This is a genomic window from Vibrio sp. R10-SG3-ISO10 (assembly GCF_059834185.1).
Genome location: NZ_JCBDHG010000022.1, coordinates 650,416 through 671,541, shown reverse-complemented (window position 1 = coordinate 671,541; position 21,126 = coordinate 650,416). Strand labels below are relative to the sequence as shown.

General features: G+C 44.8%; 22 protein-coding genes. 10 read left to right on the top strand and 12 right to left on the bottom strand.

Annotated elements, in window-relative coordinates; genetic code table 11:
• Window positions 1-112: 112 nt before the first annotated feature.
• On the bottom strand, window positions 113-235 hold the full coding sequence (locus tag AC6R16_RS16580; RefSeq protein ID WP_500675104.1) for a hypothetical protein: 123 nt from the start codon (window positions 233-235) through the stop codon (window positions 113-115).
• Window positions 236-414: 179 nt separating this feature from the next.
• Between AC6R16_RS16580 and AC6R16_RS16575 the strand changes: the two genes are divergently transcribed.
• From AC6R16_RS16575 to AC6R16_RS16560, 4 genes are all read left to right on the top strand, one after another.
• A complete protein-coding gene (locus AC6R16_RS16575; RefSeq protein WP_500675103.1) occupies window positions 415-2,166 on the top strand; it encodes an SgrR family transcriptional regulator in 1,752 nt (583 codons plus the stop codon).
• A gap of 227 nt (window positions 2,167-2,393) precedes the next feature.
• Window positions 2,394-3,383: an ABC transporter substrate-binding protein gene (locus AC6R16_RS16570; protein WP_500675102.1), complete on the top strand. Its 990-nt coding sequence runs from the start codon at window positions 2,394-2,396 to the stop codon at window positions 3,381-3,383.
• A gap of 93 nt (window positions 3,384-3,476) precedes the next feature.
• Window positions 3,477-4,376, top strand: a complete 900-nt coding sequence (locus AC6R16_RS16565; protein WP_004745756.1) for an ABC transporter permease — start codon at window positions 3,477-3,479, stop codon at window positions 4,374-4,376.
• Window positions 4,369-5,598 (top strand): quaternary amine ABC transporter ATP-binding protein, encoded by a 1,230-nt coding sequence (locus AC6R16_RS16560; RefSeq protein ID WP_500675101.1) that lies wholly within the window; start codon window positions 4,369-4,371, stop codon window positions 5,596-5,598. Before AC6R16_RS16565 ends, AC6R16_RS16560 begins: the two co-directional genes overlap by 8 nt.
• 66 nt (window positions 5,599-5,664) lie before the next feature.
• On the opposite strand, the gene AC6R16_RS16555 is transcribed toward AC6R16_RS16560, so the two are convergent.
• Both AC6R16_RS16555 and aroG read right to left on the bottom strand, forming a co-directional pair.
• Window positions 5,665-5,988 (bottom strand): hypothetical protein, encoded by a 324-nt coding sequence (locus AC6R16_RS16555; protein WP_500640106.1) that lies wholly within the window; start codon window positions 5,986-5,988, stop codon window positions 5,665-5,667.
• A gap of 108 nt (window positions 5,989-6,096) precedes the next feature.
• Window positions 6,097-7,152 (bottom strand): 3-deoxy-7-phosphoheptulonate synthase AroG, encoded by a 1,056-nt coding sequence (aroG, locus tag AC6R16_RS16550; RefSeq protein ID WP_004745753.1) that lies wholly within the window; start codon window positions 7,150-7,152, stop codon window positions 6,097-6,099.
• A gap of 306 nt (window positions 7,153-7,458) precedes the next feature.
• Between aroG and AC6R16_RS16545 the strand changes: the two genes are divergently transcribed.
• The 4 genes from AC6R16_RS16545 to AC6R16_RS16530 all read left to right on the top strand — a co-directional run bounded on the left by AC6R16_RS16545 (window position 7,459) and on the right by AC6R16_RS16530 (window position 10,796).
• A complete protein-coding gene (locus AC6R16_RS16545) occupies window positions 7,459-8,175 on the top strand; it encodes an amino acid ABC transporter ATP-binding protein (RefSeq protein ID WP_500675100.1) in 717 nt (238 codons plus the stop codon).
• A gap of 2 nt (window positions 8,176-8,177) precedes the next feature.
• Window positions 8,178-8,972, top strand: coding sequence for an amino acid ABC transporter permease (locus tag AC6R16_RS16540; RefSeq protein WP_500675099.1), 795 nt, complete (start codon window positions 8,178-8,180; stop codon window positions 8,970-8,972).
• Window positions 8,973-8,983: 11 nt separating this feature from the next.
• Complete coding sequence (locus AC6R16_RS16535) at window positions 8,984-9,823, top strand: transporter substrate-binding domain-containing protein (RefSeq protein ID WP_500675098.1); 840 nt, start codon at window positions 8,984-8,986, stop codon at window positions 9,821-9,823.
• Window positions 9,824-9,884: 61 nt separating this feature from the next.
• Window positions 9,885-10,796, top strand: a complete 912-nt coding sequence (locus AC6R16_RS16530) for an amino acid ABC transporter permease (protein ID WP_500675097.1) — start codon at window positions 9,885-9,887, stop codon at window positions 10,794-10,796.
• 48 nt (window positions 10,797-10,844) lie between these two features.
• Here the strand turns inward: AC6R16_RS16530 and AC6R16_RS16525 are convergent, their stop codons facing one another.
• Entirely contained in the window at window positions 10,845-11,261 is a 417-nt protein-coding gene (locus AC6R16_RS16525; RefSeq protein ID WP_171320121.1) for a VanZ family protein, read from the bottom strand.
• Between the two features lie 296 nt (window positions 11,262-11,557).
• Here AC6R16_RS16525 and AC6R16_RS16520 point away from each other — a divergent pair, with 296 nt between their 5' ends.
• Window positions 11,558-12,895 carry a hypothetical protein gene (locus AC6R16_RS16520; RefSeq protein ID WP_500675096.1) on the top strand — a complete coding sequence of 446 codons (1,338 nt, stop codon included), beginning with the start codon at window positions 11,558-11,560 and terminating at the stop codon, window positions 12,893-12,895.
• A gap of 44 nt (window positions 12,896-12,939) precedes the next feature.
• Here AC6R16_RS16520 and cyoE read toward each other — a convergent pair whose 3' ends face one another.
• From cyoE to AC6R16_RS16500, 4 genes are read right to left on the bottom strand one after another with little or no spacing between them, the layout of a single operon-like run.
• Window positions 12,940-13,833, bottom strand: a complete 894-nt coding sequence (gene cyoE, locus AC6R16_RS16515; protein ID WP_500675095.1) for a heme o synthase — start codon at window positions 13,831-13,833, stop codon at window positions 12,940-12,942.
• A complete protein-coding gene (locus AC6R16_RS16510) occupies window positions 13,826-14,866 on the bottom strand; it encodes a COX15/CtaA family protein (protein WP_500675094.1) in 1,041 nt (346 codons plus the stop codon). The genes cyoE and AC6R16_RS16510 overlap by 8 nt, the downstream gene beginning before the upstream one ends.
• Before the next feature lie 18 nt (window positions 14,867-14,884).
• Window positions 14,885-15,427 carry a redox-active disulfide-containing membrane protein gene (locus tag AC6R16_RS16505; RefSeq protein WP_500675093.1) on the bottom strand — a complete coding sequence of 181 codons (543 nt, stop codon included), beginning with the start codon at window positions 15,425-15,427 and terminating at the stop codon, window positions 14,885-14,887.
• On the bottom strand, window positions 15,420-16,160 hold the full coding sequence (locus AC6R16_RS16500; protein WP_500675355.1) for an SURF1 family protein: 741 nt from the start codon (window positions 16,158-16,160) through the stop codon (window positions 15,420-15,422). The genes AC6R16_RS16505 and AC6R16_RS16500 overlap by 8 nt, the downstream gene beginning before the upstream one ends.
• Between AC6R16_RS16500 and AC6R16_RS16495 the strand changes: the two genes are divergently transcribed.
• Entirely contained in the window at window positions 16,159-16,407 is a 249-nt protein-coding gene (locus AC6R16_RS16495; RefSeq protein ID WP_004745743.1) for a DUF2909 family protein, read from the top strand. The two genes, AC6R16_RS16500 and AC6R16_RS16495, sit on opposite strands and share 2 nt — an antisense overlap.
• Window positions 16,408-16,690: 283 nt before the next feature.
• Here AC6R16_RS16495 and AC6R16_RS16490 read toward each other — a convergent pair whose 3' ends face one another.
• The 4 genes from AC6R16_RS16490 to coxB are packed head-to-tail and all read right to left on the bottom strand — an operon-like array spanning window position 16,691 to window position 20,970.
• Window positions 16,691-17,575: a cytochrome c oxidase subunit 3 gene (locus tag AC6R16_RS16490; protein WP_486788737.1), complete on the bottom strand. Its 885-nt coding sequence runs from the start codon at window positions 17,573-17,575 to the stop codon at window positions 16,691-16,693.
• A complete protein-coding gene (locus AC6R16_RS16485) occupies window positions 17,572-18,174 on the bottom strand; it encodes a cytochrome c oxidase assembly protein (RefSeq protein WP_500640095.1) in 603 nt (200 codons plus the stop codon). Before AC6R16_RS16485 ends, AC6R16_RS16490 begins: the two co-directional genes overlap by 4 nt.
• Window positions 18,175-18,184: 10 nt before the next feature.
• A complete protein-coding gene (ctaD, locus tag AC6R16_RS16480) occupies window positions 18,185-19,849 on the bottom strand; it encodes a cytochrome c oxidase subunit I (RefSeq protein ID WP_500675092.1) in 1,665 nt (554 codons plus the stop codon).
• Window positions 19,846-20,970, bottom strand: coding sequence for a cytochrome c oxidase subunit II (coxB, locus tag AC6R16_RS16475; protein WP_500675354.1), 1,125 nt, complete (start codon window positions 20,968-20,970; stop codon window positions 19,846-19,848). Before coxB ends, ctaD begins: the two co-directional genes overlap by 4 nt.
• Window positions 20,971-21,126 lie beyond the last annotated feature (156 nt).

Here is a 21,126-nt window from a genome sequence, read left to right as displayed (position 1 = left end):
ATTTTCGCAGACAAAGTCGCCTTATCCGGTTTTGAAAATGGTCCAGAGAAAAAAGCAGCACCAGAAAACCGTTCGTGGGGGTCAGGAGCATGTTGTCAGGTGCTGCTTCGTTTTACCAATTCATCAGTTGCAAAAGGCTGACTAGTGCCAGTCGCTCGATTAAAGAAGCTCCCTCATCAAGCTTAGAGCGGTAGTAAACACTGAGTTGTGATCCCAGTTTGTCTTTTTTCATCATTTTCTCCTCTGTTGCCACCTATTTTGCGGCTTTATAAGGAACAGAAAAACTGTCAGTCTAAAAAGAATTCATTCCCCATAAAGGCTGCAATCTCGTAAATTCTGACAAAAAAGAGTAGCAAACTGATAAAACTAGGAACAAAATCAATAAACAGCTTTCTGGTTTGATGGGTATTTTTTGTGTCTGACTTAAATCTATTGCGTTATTACAGCCGTTTGGTTCCACTTGGCGTTGGTATCGAGCATAAAACAACATTGCCTATCGTTGCCGATTCGCTATTTACCACCTCCCGTCACGCACGTAACTTACTTAATCAAATGCTTGATTTGTCTTGGTTATCTTGGATTCCAAAAGCTGGGCGTAATCAAAGATCTACGCTGATCCTTCACCTTCATCTAGACGAACTTAAAGCCCAACTGGCTTCAAAACGAATTCTAGAAGGTAAGTATGAAAAGGCTTTGTCGATACTGGATGACGATGAAGTGGCATTTGGACGATTGCTACAAAGCACCTCTGGTGCAACGATGCGTGAAGGTCTGCTGCATATTCAGCTTACCTACAAACGCCCTTTTGAACGCTTGGTGCCACATCAACTCCAGCGCTCCAGCGAGCGCTATCTGCTAAGGCAAATATACTGTTGTTTAGTATCGAGTGCTGCCAATGGAAACCTAGAGCCACAGCTTGCTCATCACTGGAGCTATGATGAATCTAATCTTGAGTGGATCTTTTACCTGCGCCCAGGGTTAACCTTCCACAATGGTGAAGCGATCAGTGGAGAGTCGATAGTGAGTCTGTTTAAAGAGCTTGCGACCTTGGCTGATTATCAGAGCGAGTTACACCATCTGATTGACGTCTATACACCTTCGCCAAACAAGATTGTTTTTAAGCTCTCTAAACCTGACCTCGGCTTTGGTGGCTTGATTTCAGGCGTTAAGTATTCCATTCAGCCCGTCTCGCAAATTAGTGAGGCGCCAATCAAACAAGTTATTGGTTGTGGGCCATTTGAAGTGACCGAACATTCTGAGAGCAAGCTCTGTTTACAAGCCTTTGAGCGCTACTACACTTGCCGAGCGTTAACGGATCAGGTAACAATTTGGCATCTCGACGAATCTGAACTGCAAAACAAGCAAATTCAGACCAATCAGCCTGGTGCTCAGTCAAGTTCAGACTGCAATTACTACGTTTCTCACGCAGTAAGTAAGCACTTAGACCGCAATGTTCAACAAAGCCGCACTGAAGATGGCTGTATGTTTGTGCTCTTTAACCAATGCGGGGAGACGGTATTAGATGATAATCAACGTCGCTTTCTGTCTACTTATTTAACACCTCACAAGGTGTTTAATTACCTAAAGCAGCACAACCTTCTTTTCGGCTGTGAAGTTGCACACAACCTACTACCGATGTGGCATAAAATCACCCGCCCTGAAATGCCCGAAGCTTCCCTGCCTAAACAGCTGACTATCGCTATCTATGATTACAGCTCGTTACGAAACTGCGCATTAGCGGTGAAACACCTATTGGAGCAGTATGGTGTGGAAGTGGTGATTAACAGCTACAGCTATCGCCAGTTGACGACTTTAGCGGAGTCTGGTCAGCTCCAAGAGTCCGTGATCATTACCAATATCAATCTCGACGACAATCGACACGCCTCCGCGTTTAATAGTCTCTATCATAATCCGATTATCCAACGCTGTATTGGTGAACAATCGAAGACATGGTTACTGGATAGACTAAATCACCTGCGTTCAGAAACGGAGCTACCGGATTACCTTGATGCTCTCGAACCTATTGCTTCTGCGTTGATCAATCAGTTTTGGCTATCTCCGCTGTTTCACCACCGACAGACATTGCGTTTTCAGGGAGTACTTAAAGATGTTGCACTCACCAATTGGGGATGGCCAGATATCAAGAATGTCTGGTCAGCCGATTAGCATGACTTTTATCGCACAGCGTTAATACTTTGAGTTCAAAACATAACACCCTCCCTTACCCCCTTCTGCCCATAAATTTCCGTGACAACAATACGGTTTTTTGCTGACAAATGTTTTATTTTTGCCACAAAAAACATCAACACTGGTTCACAGAGTCAACATATTAATTTGAACTCTAAATATCATTTCGCTATTTTTATAACGTATTCATTAAAAAGGAAATTACAATGAAACTAAAAACGGCTGCATTACTAACCCTAAGCGCAACCGCTTTCCATGCCCAAGCTGAAGAGTGTGGAAAGGTAACAATCGCTGATATGAACTGGAATTCAGCAACAGTGATTGCCAACGTAGATAAATTTATTCTCGAGCATGGCTACGGCTGTGACGCTGAATTAATCCCTGGTGATACCATGCCGACCGGCACTTCAATGATTGAAAAAGGCCAACCAGACGTTGCTCCTGAACTCTGGAGCAATAGCCTTAAAGATGCTTTGGACAAAGGTGTAGCAGAAAAACGTCTTCGTTACGCGGGTAAGTCGCTAGTCGATGGTGGCGAAGAAGGGTTTTGGGTTCCTGCCTATCTAGTCAAGCAATACCCTGAAATGGCAACTATCGAGGGCGTTAAAAAGCACGCGAAGTTATTCGAGCATCCTGAAGATCCGGATCATTCCGCCTTCTATAGCTGCCCAGCAGGTTGGAACTGCCAAATCAGTGCAGGTAACCTGTTTAAAGCTCTAGGCTTGGAAGGCTCTGGTTTTACAATTGTTGACCCAGGCTCAAGTGCAGGTCTATCCGGTGCAATTGCAAAAGCCTATGAGCGTGAAGAAGCTTGGTTTGGCTATTACTGGGCTCCAACCGCTGTTCTCGGTAAGTATGAAATGGTCAAAGTGGATTTCGGTAGTGGCGTCAATGAAAAAGAGTTCGTCGGCTGTACTACACAAGCTGAATGTGAAGCGCCTAAACCAACTATGTACCCGCCTTCACCTGTACACACAATTACCACTGAAGAGTTTGCTAGCCGCGCACCACAAGCTTATGACTATTTCACTAAGCGTGGGTTTAGCAACGCAGACATGAACCAACTTCTTGCTTGGATGGAAGATAACCAAGCGGATGGTGAAGAGGCGATGTTCCATTTCCTAGAAGAGTACCCACAAATTTGGCAAGCATGGGTACCTCAAGATGTAGCAAACAAAGTGAAACAAGCGCTTTAAGCCTATAAGAAACCTATAGCGCCGCTAGGCACTATGCTTTAGATGTACTCCTTCGCTACTAGGGTAGCGAAGGAGAATAAAAGGAACTTATTGATGTCTAATGACAGCTGGTTCAACAGCTTTCCCGAAATGGAACGCTCTGATCTTAGAGCAATCCGCAAAACCCTCGATGGTGCATATCGAGATTTCTCACGAGAATATGGCGACCTTATTGAATCCTTCTTCGATCCCTTGCTCTCCTTCCTAATCTGGTTTGAAAAACTTTTGATTTCTACACCTTGGATGATTGTATTAGCAGTATGTACCGGCCTTGTCTACGCAGCTAGCCGATCTTGGAAGTTGGCTGTTGGTTGTTTCGTTTCTTTGATTCTTATTGGCTACTTTGGCATGTGGGAAGACACAATGCGCACTTTGAGCATTATCACCGTCTGTACCATGCTCTCGATTGTGTTGGGTATTCCGATTGGTATTGCGATGGCGCGATCTAATCGTGTTCAGTCGGTCGTTACGCCAATGCTCGATGTGATGCAAACCATGCCAGCCTTCGTTTACTTAATTCCGGTTGTGATGCTGCTTGGTATCGGTAAAATCCCAGGTCTTATCGCGGTTGTCATTTACGCCATTCCACCTGTCATTCGCCTAACTAACCTAGGCATACGTTTGGTTGATAAAGAAGTACTCGAAGCTTCAACTGCATTTGGCGCTAGTGCCAAACAACGACTGTTTGGCGTGCAACTCCCGCTTGCCATGCCCACCATTATGGCAGGTATTAACCAAACCATTATGATGGCGCTATCTATGGTAGTTATCGCTTCAATGATTGGTGTTAAAGGGCTCGGTCAACCAGTGCTCAAATCGATTACTAACCAGTACTTCACACTTGGTTTGCTCAACGGCTTCGCAATCGTCGCACTGGCGATACTGTTTGATAGAGCCTCTCAAGCTTACGCGAAACGCACACAGGCTCATTTAGGAGATCTAAAACATGACTAAACCACTTATTGAGATCAGTGGCTTATACAAGGTTTTTGGTCAAAAACCTAAGTCAGTGATGGAGCGCGTCAAACAGGGTGACAGCAAAGATAAAGTCTTAGCAGAAACCGGGCACACCGTAGGTTTGAAGGAGATCAACCTGCAGATTAATCAAGGTGAGATCTTTGTCATCATGGGTCTATCTGGGTCAGGTAAATCAACCTTGATTCGCCACTTCAACCGACTAATCGATCCCACTGAAGGTCAGATTCTGGTTGAAGGTACAGATGTCATGAAGCTAAGCCAAAAAGAACTTGAAGAGTTCCGCCGTCACAAGATGTCGATGGTTTTTCAGCGCTTTGGTCTATTGCCTCACCGAACTGTGGTCGACAACGTCGCTTATGGACTGGAAATTCAAAATATTGAAAAGTCTCAACGGCTACAAAAAGCCAACCAATGGCTCGATACAGTAGGTTTGAAAGGTTACGAAAACCAATATCCTTCACAACTTTCCGGCGGTCAACAACAGCGTGTCGGTTTAGCACGCGCTCTCTGTACCGATGCGGAAATTCTGTTAATGGATGAAGCTTTTTCTGCCCTCGACCCGCTGATCCGCAGCGAGATGCAAGATCAGTTAATCGAACTGCAAGAAAAGCTACACAAAACCATTATCTTCATTACCCATGACTTAGACGAAGCACTTCGCCTTGGTGACCGTATCGCCATTCTTAAAGATGGCGAACTTGTCCAGCAAGGCACACCCGATGAGATTTTGCTCCACCCTGCTGATGACTATGTTGAAGCTTTCGTTAAAGATGTAAACCGAGCTCGAGCCTTAACCGTTGAAACCGTCATGAATCCACCAGCTTATCGAATTACGGCAAATACGATTCAAGAAGCAATTGCTCAAATGAAGGGCTTTAAGCAGGACTACGCTTACCATGTTACCGAGGATGGCTATCAAGGCGTATTAACCAAAGAAGGCTTGCTTGATGCGGCTAAGGACACAGCAACTGCTGAAGAAATTAAGCAAGAGTTCTATGAAGAAGTCCCTGCAGTTTCTCCAGATGCAGCAATTGAAGAAGTCTTGGTCGATACCATGTCTTGTGATTACTCACTACCCGTTGTCGATGAAGACGGTAACTTACAAGGTGAGTTAGAACGAAGCGCGGTGGCTGAAATATTCTCCGATAGCTCGGAGGAGGAAATATCACCAGCCCCAAAGTTGGATAAAGCCTCTTAACTTCGAACAATACAAAAACGCCACTTGCAATCAATGTAAGTGGCGTTTTTATTTCAACTTTTGATTCTACGGCTCGTAGTTCGGGTTCATCAACGAGTAGCGGTATTCTTGGTCAGCCTTACCTTCGGCAATCATATGTAGCAATACTAGCCCAGTAGTACTGACACCACATTTGATATCACACGGCTCGTTGTAATCAAGTTCAACTGGCAGTGAAGACTGGCTAGCGACCAAAGGTATATTGCCTTCTTCAGGAACCACTAACATATCCGACTCTTCGGCGGCTGGTAGCGAAAACAGAAACAATTCCTTTTGTGCGTCAGCGGCAGACGCCACCTTTGTTGCTGACAGCAATACAGCACCTAGCAGCACACATCTATTCAGTTTCATATCTTGGCCAAGTTTATAAGTTCCTCTGCATTATAGCTTTCCGCTATCTATCAGCAACTAAAAAAGCTCCCGAAGGAGCTTTTGTTAATATTTAAAAAGCCGAGCGAGTTACTTGTTGTTACGACGCGCTTCCACTGCATCGGCAAGTTGACGAAGTACTTTTTCAGTATCGTCCCAACCAATACACGCATCAGTGATTGACTGACCGTAAGTTGGAGCTTGACCATCAACCAGATCTTGTCGGCCTTCAACTAGGTGAGATTCAATCATTACACCGAAGATAGCCTGTTCGCCACCAGCAAGCTGACCAGCAACATCTTCAGCAACAACCATCTGACGTTGGTATTGCTTAGAACTGTTTGCGTGACTGAAATCGATCATTACTTTTTGCGGTAGACCTGATGCTTCTAGCTCTTGCTTGATAGAACCAACATGGTCAGCGCTGTAGTTTGGCTCTTTACCACCACGAAGAATGATATGACAGTCTGGGTTACCCGCAGTCTCAATGATTGCAGAGTGCCCATATTTAGTTACAGATAAGAAATGGTGCGAAGCACTTGCGCTGCGGATTGCATCTGACGCAATCTTAATGTTGCCGTCGGTACCATTCTTGAAGCCTACTGGGCAAGAAATACCAGAGGCAAGCTCACGGTGAACCTGAGATTCGGTCGTACGCGCGCCAATTGCCCCCCAGCTAATTAAATCTGCCACATACTGCGGTGTGATCATATCTAGGAATTCGCTTGCTGTTGGCATACCCATATCTGTTAGGTCTAGCAGCAGTTTACGACCCATGCGCAGACCGTCATTGATCTTAAATGTATCGTTAAGGTATGGGTCATTGATAAGACCTTTCCAACCAACCGTTGTACGTGGTTTTTCGAAGTAAACACGCATAACGACCTCTAGGCGATCACCCAACTCATCGCGCAGTACTTTTAGACGCTTGCCGTATTCAATCGCCGCTTCTGGATCGTGAATAGAGCAAGGACCGATGATCACAAGTAGACGATCATCTTCACCTTTTAAAATATTTGAAATGGCTTCACGAGAACGAAATGTAGTCGAAGAAGCAGATTCTGTTGCAGGAAACTTCTCTAAAACTGCAACTGGCGGTAATAACTCTTTGGATTTGTTAATTCGTACATCATCTGTTTGAAACATTGCTACTTCTTCCTATTACTCTTGGTCGAACGCATCACCGAAAATGAGTGGTGAAAAAACGTTCACGCTTTCTTGTTCCTGTTCTGTGTAACTTATCTATCAAAAACCAAGGTTGCAACCACTAATTTCAATAAAAGGCAATATTTCTACTATTTTTACATTTTACATGATGTGTAAATAATTAATTACACCCTTATAAATAGGGAGCTAGAAGAGAATTTTGCCCTCGTTTTTTATACCACAAGATGCATTATCAGTCTGATATTGCTAAGGTATTAATACAATAACAAAATCAGCAGATCAGGCATGAACGCCATAGAATTTACAAATGTCAGCAAGTGGTATGGTCAGTTCCAAGCACTCAAAGAAATTAATCTCAGTGTACGAAAAGGCGAAATTTTAGTCGTTTGTGGCCCTTCGGGATCCGGTAAATCAACCCTTATCCGAACCATAAACGGATTAGAAACCCTAGACCAAGGGGAAATAACGGTTTTAGGCCAGCTCAGCTCAACTCTAGCCGCGGGCAAGGTCGGAATGGTGTTTCAACACTTTAACCTCTTTCCGCACCTCACTGTTCTAGAGAACTTAACACTCTCTCCAATACGCACACTCGGGCTGACTAAAAAAGAGGCGACTCAGCGCGCGCTACAGTTTTTAAAGCGAGTCAATATCGAAGAACAGGCCAATAAATACCCAGTGCAACTCTCCGGGGGGCAACAGCAACGCGTCGCCATCGCCCGTTCACTGTGTATGCAGCCAGAAATATTGCTCTTTGATGAGCCGACTTCCGCCCTCGATCCAGAAACTATTCAAGAGGTGTTAGATGTCATGGTCGACTTAGCGCAAGATGGCATTACTATGATCTGCGTTACTCATGAAATGGGATTTGCCAAAAAAGTCGCAGACAGAGTGATCTTTATGGACCAAGGGCAAGTACTTGAAATGTCGACACCAGAGCAGCTTTTTTCTGCTCCGACACATCCAAGAACGCAGCAGTTCTTAGCACAAATATTGAGCCACTAAGAATGAAGAAAATAATCCAACCCGTTGCGTCTGCCCTGCTCCAAATCATCTTGCTCATCCTAGCCCTTGCTTGGTTGCTTGATTCTGGTGCTAAGAGTATGGGGTATCAGTGGCAGTGGGAGCGCGTACCCGATTACATAGCCTTCTATGAAGATGGTGAATGGTGGCCAGCTGAGCTCATTGAAGGATTGCTCATTACCATCAAGATATCTGCGATTAGCTTAGGATTTACGCTGATTATTGGACTGACAACTGCGCTACTTAAGCTATCTAACTCGTGGGTAGGACGAGGTATCGCCAATGTGTACATTGAGGCAATACGCAATACGCCTTTGCTCGTGCAGATATACTTGCTCTACTTTGTCTTTGGCCCTGCTATTGGATTAGACCGATTTGCGACGGCCGTTTTGGCACTGTCACTCTTTCAAGGCGCCTATACCGCAGAGATCTTCCGAGGTGGTTTAAACAGCATTGCCAAAGGGCAATTTGAGGCAGCGAAATCTCTCGGGCTTAGCCCGTTTTACACCTACTACGATGTAATATTGCCTCAGTTGATTCAACGTACACTTCCTCCATTAACCAATGAGGTGGTGTCTCTGATTAAGAACTCATCCATTGTCAGTGTGATGGCAATTTTCGATCTCACTACCGAGGGGCGCAATATCGTCTCGGAAACCGCTATGCCATTTGAAATCTGGTTTACTGTGGCTGCTATCTACCTCGCTTTGACGCTGACACTGTCAGGGCTTTCTGCTTGGCTAGAACATAAACTCGGCGCTAGTTGGCGCACACAATAAAGGACAACTCTATGAAAAACATAGGACGAAAACTCATTTCAAGGAATGGATTCAAGGCTGCAATTACGGCTCTGCTAGGTTTAGCGATTAGCCTGCCAGCATTGGCTTCAGAAACGCCTAACTTAGACAAAATTAATGAGCGCGGAACATTGCGCGTTGGCATGTCGACCTTCGTTCCTTGGGCGATGCGGGATAAGCAAGGTGAGTTGATTGGTTTTGAAATTGATGTAGCAAAACGCTTGGCGAAAGATTCCGGTTGGCAAGTTGAATTTGTTCCTACTGCTTGGGATGGCATTATTCCAGCTCTACTGGCGAAGAAATTTGATGTCATCATTGGCGGCATGAGTATTACTCCAGAACGTTCAAAGAGTGTGTTGTTCTCTGCTCCCTACTCTCATTCTGGTGTTCAAGTAGCGGCGAACAAAGAGCTCGCGGAAGGATTCTCTGAATTTAGTGACTTCAACTCTCGCCGAGTAAAAATTGCAGCCCGTCGCGGAGCGTTTACAGTGCAAGTCGCTCGTGAAACCTTCCCTAAAGCTAAGATTCTTCAATTTGATGACGATGCGCAAGCTTTCCAAGAAGTGCTGAATGGCAATGCTCATGCCGTCATCGCGTCGAGCCCAAAACCAGAGCATGAAGCAGTGAAAAATAGCGACAAACTCTTTATCCCATTCACAGAACGTTTGTCTAAAGGCAACGAAGCGTTTGCTGTTCGTTTGGGCGAAGCTGACAAAGAAGACTTCTTTAATCAATGGATTCAAGCACGTACTCAAGATGGGTGGCTGGAACAACGTTATGAGTACTGGTTCTCAACTCTAGACTGGCAAGATCAGATCGCATCTGGTCAATAACTGGATTGGCTCCAACTTATCAAAATGAGTTGGGGCCACTTTTTGCGGAATAAACAAGCACGTGACTAAAAGCAACACACTAACTTCAATCGCACCGCCAGCCTTTAAGCGCTCGATTAACAAGCTAGATGTCCTTCTTTTACTGATGTTAGCTGGGTTGAGCTACTGGATATACGACCGCTCTTCTGTCGGCGTTAACTACACTTGGCGCTGGCAAGAGGCCTTCTCTTTGCTCTTTACACCAAGATCAGATGGCTCTCTGCCCTATTTTTTTCAGGGCTTATTGTCTACTGTACGCCTGAGTATTTGGGGGATGGTTCTTGCGTTAAGTTTAGGAACAGCGCTCGGCGTCGCTCGACACTCTAAAATCACTCTATTTGCTGTGCCGGCAAACATGTTTGTTCAACTTATACGAAATATCCCTCCTCTGGTGTTTGTCTTCATCTTTTACTTTTTCATCTCTAACCAACTGATTCCATTGTTGGGTTTAGATAGTTTACTAAGAGAGCATTCGGGAGAGATAAACTGGCTACAGTCCACCTTGTTTGGCCCGGCCAATCTTTGGGAAAATCTACTATCAGGCGTGTTATGTGTCGGTCTGCTGTCGGCCGCATATGTTGCTGAGGTAGTGCGCTCCGGCTTATCGGGCATCCCTAAAGGGCAATGGGAAGCGGCAGATTCGTTAGGTATCGGCGGATGGACTAAATACCGCTATGTGATAGCACCACAAGTTCTCGCGGCAATAACACCCGCATTAGCAGGACAATCGATTTCCTTGGTCAAAGACACATCCATCGTGTCACTGATTTCAATCCAAGAGATGACGTTTGTTGGCACTGAGATCGCCAACTCTTCAGGTTTGATTTTTGAAATCTGGTTGATAGTTGGACTTTGCTATCTTCTCATTTGCTTATCGCTATCACTGTTATTCAAACGACTAGAACAGCGAAGTTTGAAACACCTTCAGCGATAGTTAAAAGCTTACCGCCATACTATTTAGGCTCGATAGATGCTCGGTTATTTATTCTGATTGGTATAACGGAAACTTTAGCTTCAAATAACTCACATAGAGCATGGCGCCAATTGCTACGCATACAAGATTGATGCTCAGATCGAGGAATGAAAACTCGCGTAGAGGATTAAACATTTGCAGAAACTCGTCCAAACTGACCATAGCCAACAAGCCTAGTACCCATGGCGACAGCACCAAACGATGATAATGGTAGTAAGAGATTGGTGTTGACCACGCAGCGATAAACCCGAGTGTGGTGGCTACCGTTGCGTGAAGCACCCATGCCCCACCCAGTAGCACTTCAAGCGCTCTTATAGAATCGCCATGAAAGTCAAACGACTTTGCCATCGAGGCCCCACCGCCAAGCGCCATTAGGCCAAAAAGAACAATCAATCTTTTACTAAAAAGCTGCGTAGCTAGGTACATAGAGCGCTCTATTCAAAATCAAAACGCTCAGTAGACTAGCTTATTAAGACTCAGGATGACACCAAGAATACTGTCTATCTTGGAAATGAGACACTCTTAGAAGTATCCCTCCCAAACCAACTTCCACTGAAGAACCAAAAATCAGTAGTTAACACTCAAAACATGTGGCACAACAAATACATAATAAAAATGCATGATATTTGTTTGATCATTATCTTAATTTATAAATAGAAACATTGAATCATATATTGCACACATTATTGTGTAGCAAATCACAATACATAAGAGAGCATAAAATGCCCAAGATACGCAGTTTGTCTATTTTTTTAATTTCAATAGTTCTTGTCACTATTGCTGGCTGTACATCAACAAAAAAATCAGAACCAAATGCAATAGTTCCCGTTGGGGTAAAGTATGAAATCACCAACTTTGATTTTGATTTGGTCCAAAAATATAACGTTCCTGGTTTTTTTAATGAAGCACAAACTAAGGAGATCATGCTACTTACAATTAGGTCTAAGCTAGATGAACAGGGAATGCTAGCAAAACCGAGCGATAACAACTCTTACCCTATAGAGATTAAGCTAGATTATAAACGTAACTTTGTGGGAGAAGACACACCTTTCCCAGCAGACATGGTCGCACCACCAAAATTTTATTATTCAATATATGCTAATGAAAATGGACAACTTGCAAGTATTTACACTTCGAAAGAAATGACAACTACTGCTAAAAGCATATTCTATTTTGGTATTAGAGAGAACCAACAAGATGACCTGCTCTACTCGATAACAGCCGCAACAGATATTGCACAGAAGATAATAGATAACACTCCAAAGTATGACGGTTATGCTTCAAGTCCAATATCAAAAGAGCAATTTAATATCGTACTTACTGCAAAGGCAGTTGAGATAGCAGGCCAAATAAATACGGACACGCTTAAGGGCTACATACCTTCTGAAATAACCGATAAGTACTTAGCCATGATAAACAATCCAGACTTTGAAACTAGGATGGAAGGTTATGAAGAAATGCAAAAACAATGGTTAAACCAACCCGAGCTATTCGATGTGCTCAACCATAAAGTTCTCGAAAACTACACAAACAACCTGAATAGCCAACAAAAGGAAGAGATCGAAGAACAGATTCTTACGATAGCTAACGCAGGACTCATCGAGTATATGGACACGTTAACCATAGTTTCAAAGTCAGCAAATGATAAAAGTTTACAAAAGTACGCTAACGATAAAATAGAGTTGATGGAAGAACGCTTTTTAAAAACATATTTAATTCATCAACCCTTACCGAAAGGTATATCAGCAAATTGGAGACAACACCAACTGTATAATATGTTGAATTCCGAAGACCTTTACTTACAAAGAATTGCTGTAAAGACGATCTACAGAGACTTTCCAAAAGATGACTTTTTATTAGATACACTTAGTGAACAACTTAAAGAGTCTTTAACGCCGGGCTATAGTGCGGTTTTACGTGCAGATTATCACGCGTGGATTTGTCGTGTTCTTGGAATGTCTGAGAACCCTAAATATAAGAATCAATTAGAATACACCGCTGAGTATGCATATACCAGAAAGGCTAGAAACTTTGCGGAAGAGTTTGCCGATGAACTCTAAGCCATAGTTTATCTTCGAAGCCCACCAAGGAGGTGGGCTTTGTTTTAAGGGAGATAATGATCCACCAGCAGAAGCAAGAATAGAAACATTAGGTGATAGATGGAGAACTTAAACGTTTCAATTGCTGATTTCTCATCTGGGTTAAACTTGAGTTTCCAAGCGTGGCCAATAAAACCTAAGCTCAGAATTGTCGAACCAACCCAGTACAATGTTCCCGCCATACCGACTAAAGCAGGCAGCAAGCAGACTAAAGCAAGTAGCACGGTATAGAGCAAGATAGACGTTTTGGTGTATTCAACACCGTGGGTAACAGGCAGCATTGGAATATCCGCTTTTGCGTAGTCATCTTTGCGATGAATCGCTAGCGCCCAAAAATGTGGTGGCGTCCAGATGAAAATAATCATCACTAACAGCCAGCCATTGGCGTGCATCTCTCCAGTCACAGCAGTCCAACCTAATAGTGGTGGCATGGCACCCGCTATTCCTGCGATAACAATATTCTGCGGTGTTGCACGCTTTAGGTACATGGTGTACACCACAGCGTAACCAAGCAAACTCGCAAAAGTTAACCATGCCGTTAAAGCATTCACGCCGATATAAAGAACGGCAAATCCCAATGCTCCAATAACAACCGCAAATGCGAATACATGGCTTGAGTGTATTTCTCCTGATGGCAGTGGTCTTTTGTAAGTTCGAGCCATAATGGCATCTATGCGCTGGTCAATAAGATGATTAAACGCTGCCGCCGAACCTGCCATCAAGCCAATACCTATCAGCCCAAGCACTGTGCCCTGCACGGGTAACGCACCAGGAACCGCAAGACACATCCCGACTACCGCAGTAAGTAGCATCAGAGCAACGACTTTAGGTTTAGTCAGGGCCAAATAGCTACGCCATAGCGCTCTCTCTTGGGCAGTAACAGATAGTGTTTTACTCATGCGCACTCTCCTTATTAATCAGAGCAGAATCCATTGCAGACTGATGACTGGTTTGCCAAATGAGATAGTTGGTTCGTAATACGATCAAGAGCAACAAAGCAGCCCCTAAATTGTGTGCCACCGCGACAACCAAAGGTAAGCTCAATAATACGTTACCGATGCCGAGTGCAATTTGAATAGCGAGCATCAGCAATAACCCTTTCGCCACTTTGCTATACGCTTGTTTGTTCTCCGCGAGCAGCATAAACACGAGTGCCGAAACAAACAGTGTGACGACAACCGCCCCCACTCGATGCGTAACATGAATCGTCATCCGCGCGCCATAATCTAACGTGCCAAACTCATAGCTTTCTTGTTTGGGTTGAACCAATTCAAAAGCGCGTCCAAAATCGAGATAAGAAGTCCAGTTTCCTTCACATATCGGCAGTGTCGTACACATCAGCGCAGCGTAGTTAGAAGATGTCCAACCACCTAACGCAATTTGCATTACCACGACCACAAGCGTAGAAGCGGCTAATAACTTCAATCTCTGCCTAGCTTTATTGCCTTCCTTAACCAACGGAGTTTGCCTCGCTTGAAGCCCCCAGTGAGTTAAGGCGAGCAAACTGAATAAGGTAAAACCTCCCAACAAGTGACCCATTACTATGATTGGCATTAGCATCATGGTCACTGTCCACATTCCCAACAAGGCTTGAAAAATCACTACGACAGAAATTGCCGAAGCCATCGGCATCGGTATTTGCCCTGTTCTGATGCCAATAAAAGTAATGGCAAACACCACTAAGCCCAGTGTTCCCGCAAAGTAGCGGTGGATCATTTCTAGCCAAGCTTTGTCGGCTTCAACGGTAAGAGACGGGTACAGTGATTGAGCCAAAGCGATTTCATGCTGCTCATTAGGGACGGTTAGTTGACCATAGCAGCCCGGCCAATCAGGGCAACCAAGTCCTGCATCCGCAAGTCGAGTGTATGCGCCGAGCATGACGACAATGAATGTGAGGATAAGACTGAATCTGACAAGGTTTATCAACTTCATATCGTGACTCCTAGCGATTTAGCCGACGCGAGATAACTTGAGCAACTTACGTAAATCGGCAAGTAGCCCTTTGCTTTGTGCAACTAACTCACCTTGTTTGCTCACTTTGGGATAACGCATCACCAACTGCCCTAGCGGGTCTACAATCACGTATTCAAATTGATCAACAAGCTGAGAAAAACCATCATTTACTTTTATCTGAGCATACTCCGAATTTGCTAATACCTCGCTGCTAGGCGTAGAGATCAGCACAGGTTGCACACGTTGTTGGTACTTACCCAGTGCGATGTGGCTCTGACCAAGTAAATAGATTTGTTGCTGACAGAACTCACCGCATTGCTCAGGAACAACATAACCAAGCTGCCACTGTGACTCGTGGTAAGGATTGTCGATACCTAATGATTCCAGTGTCGCCATAGGTTCAATGAGCTCGCCCTTGTTGGTCACACCCGATTGATACCAGTGCTGGCTCAATACTGTTTTTGCAATAATGGCAGGTAAAGCGAACATCACCACTAAGCTGACAAAAATGATCCTTCCTCTTAAAACTGGGTTATTCATCTCTTACTCCCTGCTTTAAAGCTTTGACTAGTAAGCCGACACTTAACAGCGCCAGTACTGCCGCCATGGAAAACCACTGCACTGCATAGCCTAAGTGCTTATCTGGATTCATCGAGACCGGTTGCCAAGGCTGAATATAAGGCCAAGGCTCAACCAACGGCTGCACAACAAAAGGTTCTATTTCGATCTGCCAATGCTGCTCTAACTGAGCAAAATTAAGATTCTGAATTCGGCTCATCGTGCCTTGCTCTAAATGCAAACCTTTGCTGAGCGGATTACTCGACTTGCGATAAAGCCTGCCTTCAAGCACAAGCTCACTATTCAACCAATTAACCTGTGGCAGCTGTGAGCGTAAATCAGGCGCTTCAACAAAACCTCGTTCAAGCAGCAGGTGTTGTCCAGATTGTGTTTTCACTAACTGCAACGCCAAATAACCTACCTTGCCATCAACACTTTGGTTATCTAGTAACAAGTACCTATCCGTTACTGGGGTCGCGCTAAGCACGACTTTTACACCGGTTGGGTTACTGATTTGTTCCTGAGTCAACTCAGATAAACCAACAGGTGACATTTGCGCTCTCTGTATAACCTTTTGCTCTATTTGGCTTTTCTCATCTGCTCTCGATAATTGCCATAAACCTAAGTTGATCAATATCGAAAAGGCGACCACAGTTATTAGACAAACAGCCACAAACTTTGTGGTTTTCAGCGGAGCAAAAAAGGAACCTCCCATGGTATTCATATTCAAACTTGTCCTAGTACTGCTGCTACTCTTCATCCTTGTTAACCTCGGCAGAGCGATGTTTGAAATGGTTAAAGGCCCTGAATCGGAAGACGACTCTGATCAAGATTCCCTCCCAGATGACAAACCCATGAGCTTTTATTTGGGTCGCCGCGTTTTCCTTTCTGCACTCGCTGTTGTGTTAATGGTGGCCGCCTTATTAAGCGGCCTAATTGAACCGAATATACGCCCTTACTAGGGTCTGTTGACCTTTTGCGGTTAAATTTTGTTCGAGATAAAAGCGTTTTAATCGTGGCGAGAGGTTTGTCGCCTAGTCATTCTAAGCAAAACACCTCTCAACAAAGAGTAAAACGCTTTTAGCCGAACCCTTCGGGCAGCGTTTGTGGCTCCTTTCTGCTGTGTTATCGGCTTATCAGGTAGGGCAACTACAATTCAAAGCCTCTGCCTTGCATAAAGAATCCACAAACTGCTGCAAAAATCAGCTCAAAAGGTCAACAGACCCTGTACTGTTTAATTTAACGTTAAAGCACGTAAACAAAGACGAACAAACATAACCACACCACATCAACAAAGTGCCAATACCAACTGCCAGCCTGAAAGGCAAAGTGGTCTTTCGGCGTAAAATGGTCTTTTGCCACCCTAGCCAGCAATATGATCAAAAATGTAGTGCCTAGCAGAACATGCATGCCATGGAATCCGGTCAATAAGAAAAAGGTATTGCCATAAATTCCCGATTGAAGCGTTAAACCCAAATCTTGATAGGCATGTGCGTACTCAACCCCTTGGTAATACAAGAAAAAACACGCCAAAACGATGGTAATTTCAAGCCAGACAATCAGCGCCATACGCTTGTTCTGCTCTAAACTGACATGCGCTAAATGAAGCGTAATCGAAGAAGTGAGCAGGATAATGGTGTTGATTAATGGCAATCCTTGCCAAGGCATAGCGTTGGTCGTGTCTCCACCTGGAGTGGTCGTTAATGGCCATAAAGCCTCAAATGTCGGCCAGATAACCTCATGCGTCATCGCATTGTTACCAGCCCCGCCAAGCCAAGGCACAGAGATCATTCGTGCGTAGAAAAGAGCACCGAAGAAAGCACCGAAGAACATGATTTCGGAGAAGATAAACCAACTCATCCCCTGTCTATAAGAACGAGACAACTGCGCAGAATTCTTGCCACTCATAGACTCTGTAATCACGTTACTAAACCAACCCGCGAACATATAGAGCAGAAAGATAAAACCCGCGAGCAAAATCAGCTTGCCAAAGACACTCCCATCCCCGCCTTCAGCCATGTTCTGTACCGTCAGGCCTGCACCGACAGCAATCAAAAATAGGGCAACTGCGCCAACAATTGGCCAGCTGCTTTGTGCGGGCACATAATAGGATTGATGTTTTGAACTCATTGTGTTGCTCCTTGCGAAGTCTCATCGGTTACCTTAGATGAAACGTTAGCTAACTCGGTTGAGGTCGTTTTATCCGTGATATCATAGAGGGTGTATGACAACGTCAGAGTATGAATAGAGTCTGGAATATCAGGCTCGATATAGAAAATCAGTGGCATTTCTGCTTTTCCATCGGCCTGCAAAGGCTGCTGATTGAAACAGAAACATTCGATCTTGTTGAAATAGGTAGCACCTAACCCCGGAGAGACCGATGGCACGGCTTGGCCAACAATATCTTTGGAAGACAAATTCTTAGCATAGTAAGCGGTTTGAATCACTTCGCCGGGATGCACTTCCATTGAAGTTTGTGCCGGAACAAAAGACCAAGGAATCCCTTGATTATTGTGCGCCATAAACTCTACGCGAATAAGACGTGATGTGTCAGGAACCATACCTTGTGGTTGTAGCGCAGACTCTGTATTGGTTTTTCCGTTGATTCCTAAAGCTTCACACATCACGTCGTATAAAGGGACAAGAGCAAAACCAAAACCAAACATGGCAACAACCGCAGCGCAAAGCTTCAGCGTAAGCTTTCTATTGGATTTCGCTTGCCCATCCATAACAGAGCCCTTAGTCCACTTTCGGTGGCGTTGAGAAAGTATGATGAGGCGCAGGGCTTGGCACCGTCCACTCCAGCCCTTCAGCACGATCCCAAGGTTTCGCCGAAGCCTTTTCTCCGCCTCTGATACATTTGATCACCAGCCACAAGAAGATTAACTGTGACAGGCCAAAGGCAAAGCCCCCTATTGAGACTATTTGGTTAACGTCTGCAAATTGAATCGCGTAGTCCGGAATACGCCTTGGCATACCCGCTAAGCCCAAAAAATGCATCGGAAAGAAAAGCACATTGACTGAAATGATCGAACACCAGAAATGCCACAAACTCAATTTGTGGTCATACATATTCCCCGTCCATTTAGGCAACCAATAGTACGCCGCCGCCATAATCGAGAACACGGCGCCCGAGACCAACACATAGTGGAAATGCGCCACCACAAAATAGGTATCGTGGTACTGAAAATCAGCTGGAACAATGGCGAGCATTAGCCCTGAGAAACCGCCAATAGTAAACAAGATGATAAACGCAATAGCGAACAACATCGGCGTTTCAAAGGTCATCGCCCCTCGCCACATGGTTGCTACCCAATTAAACACCTTAACGCCTGTCGGCACCGCTATTAGCATAGTGCAGTACATAAAGAAGAGTTCGGCAAATACCGGCATACCCGTGGTAAACATGTGGTGTGCCCAAACAAGGAAGGACAATAGGGCGATACTACAAGTTGCGTAGACCATCGAGTGATAACCAAACAGCTTCTTACCACTAAAGGCTGGAATAATCGCAGATACAATACCAAAAGAGGGCAAAATCATGATGTACACTTCGGGGTGACCAAAGAACCAGAAGATATGCTGGAACATCACAGGATCACCGCCCCCTGCGGCATCAAAGAACGAGGTTCCAAAGTACTTATCGGTGAGCACCATGGTGACAGCCCCTGCGAGTACGGGCATCACGGCGATTAATAGAAACGCCGTGATAAGCCAAGTCCAAACAAACATTGGCATTTTGAACCATGTCATCCCTGGAGCACGCATATTAACGATGGTGACGATCACGTTAATTGCCCCCATGATCGAGCTGATCCCCATAATGTGTACCGAGAAAACAAACAACGCGGTACTGTCAGGTCCATAGGTCGTCGAGAGTGGCGCATAGAAGGTCCAACCAAAATCAGGACCGCCGCCTTCCGTAAACAATGAGGCAATAAGAATGGCAAAAGCGAAAGGGAGAATCCAAAAGCTGAGGTTGTTCATCCGCGGCAGAGCCATATCTGGCGCACCGATCATCATTGGGATCATCCAGTTTGCTAGCCCAGTGAAAGCTGGCATCACTGCACCAAACACCATGATCAAGCCATGCACGGTAGTCATTTGATTAAAAAACTGCGGCTCGACCAATTGTAAACCCGGCTGGAAAAGCTCCGCACGAATGATCATTGCCATCGCACCGCCGATTAAGAACATGCTAAAGCTAAACCAAAGGTAAAGCGTCCCAATGTCTTTATGGTTCGTCGAATAGAGCCAACGGGTAATTCCCTTAGCTGGGCCATGGTGGTCATGATCATCAGCTTCAACAGCAATCGTGCTATTGGCGCGACCGATATCGGCATCAGTAGCTGGCGCTGATTTGGTTTTGTCTTCTACGATCGAATCAGGTTTGGACGTTTTCATTGTCCCTCCTTAGACGCCTTAAGCTGGTTAACATCTGATGCTTGAACTAAATCACCCACACTGTTACCGAGACCATTTCGTTGATAGGTCACCACAGCAGCAATCTCTTTATCTGTCAGCTGGTTAGAGAATGCTTGCATTGCTGTACCCGAACGACCATTAACCACAATATCAATGTGCGAAGAGACATCGCCCGTTGCGACTTTACTGCCCGTTATGGCTGGGAATGCTCCGGGTATACCAGCACCATTTGCTTGGTGACAAACCGAACATCGATCGAGATACACTTTCTCACCAACACTTATTAACTCATCCAGAGACAACGAGGCGGTGAGTGAGGCTGCAGCTTCTTGCTTCGCTTTCTCTAATTCCGCTTTCTTGGCAAGCAGCCAGGCATCGTATTTCTCTTCTTCCATCGCATGAACAACAATGGGCATAAAGCCATGAGCTCGACCACATAACTCAGCACATTGACCGCGGTAGACACCAGGCTTGTCTATGCGAGTCCAGGCCTCATTAATAAATCCTGGGATGGTGTCTTTCTTCACCGCAAAGTCCGGCACCCACCAAGAGTGGATGACGTCATCAGCTGTCATCAAAAAGCGTACTTTACGGTTAATCGGTAGCACCAGCGGGTTATCCACTTCCAATAGATAATGCGCGCCCTTTTCCTCGATGCCATCAATCGCTTTTTGGCTAGTTGCGAGCAAACTAAAGAACTCGACGTCTTCACCGAAATAGCTGTAATGCCACTTCCATTGCGAGCCTGTTATTTTTACAGTCAGATCTGATTGAGTAGTATCTTCCATTGCGACTAAGGTTTTGGTCGCCGGAATAGCCATTAAGACGAGGATAATAATTGGAATAACCGTCCAGATAACTTCCACTTTAGTACTTTCATGGAAGTGCGCCGCCACCGCACCTTTGGATTTGCGGTGATGATACATGGAGTAAAACATCACCCCAAAGACCACAACAGCAATGGCGCAGCAGATGTAAAATATCAGCATATGAAGGTCATAAACCTGCTCACTGATATTGGTGACTCCCTGAGTCATGTTGTAGGCACTTTCTTCTGCGTGTGCAAAAGCAGTGACACAAATTAACAAAACACTACTCAATCGCCACAGTAACAACTGTAAACTTTTCAAAAGACCTCTCCTCTGCCAGAGTCATCAACCGTGATGCTGGTACTTGTTCCTGCATGTCACCTGAGCCTGCAAGAAAGTACCAATCAGCCTTTGGACTTGGATAATTCCTTATAACCAGTAAATTTC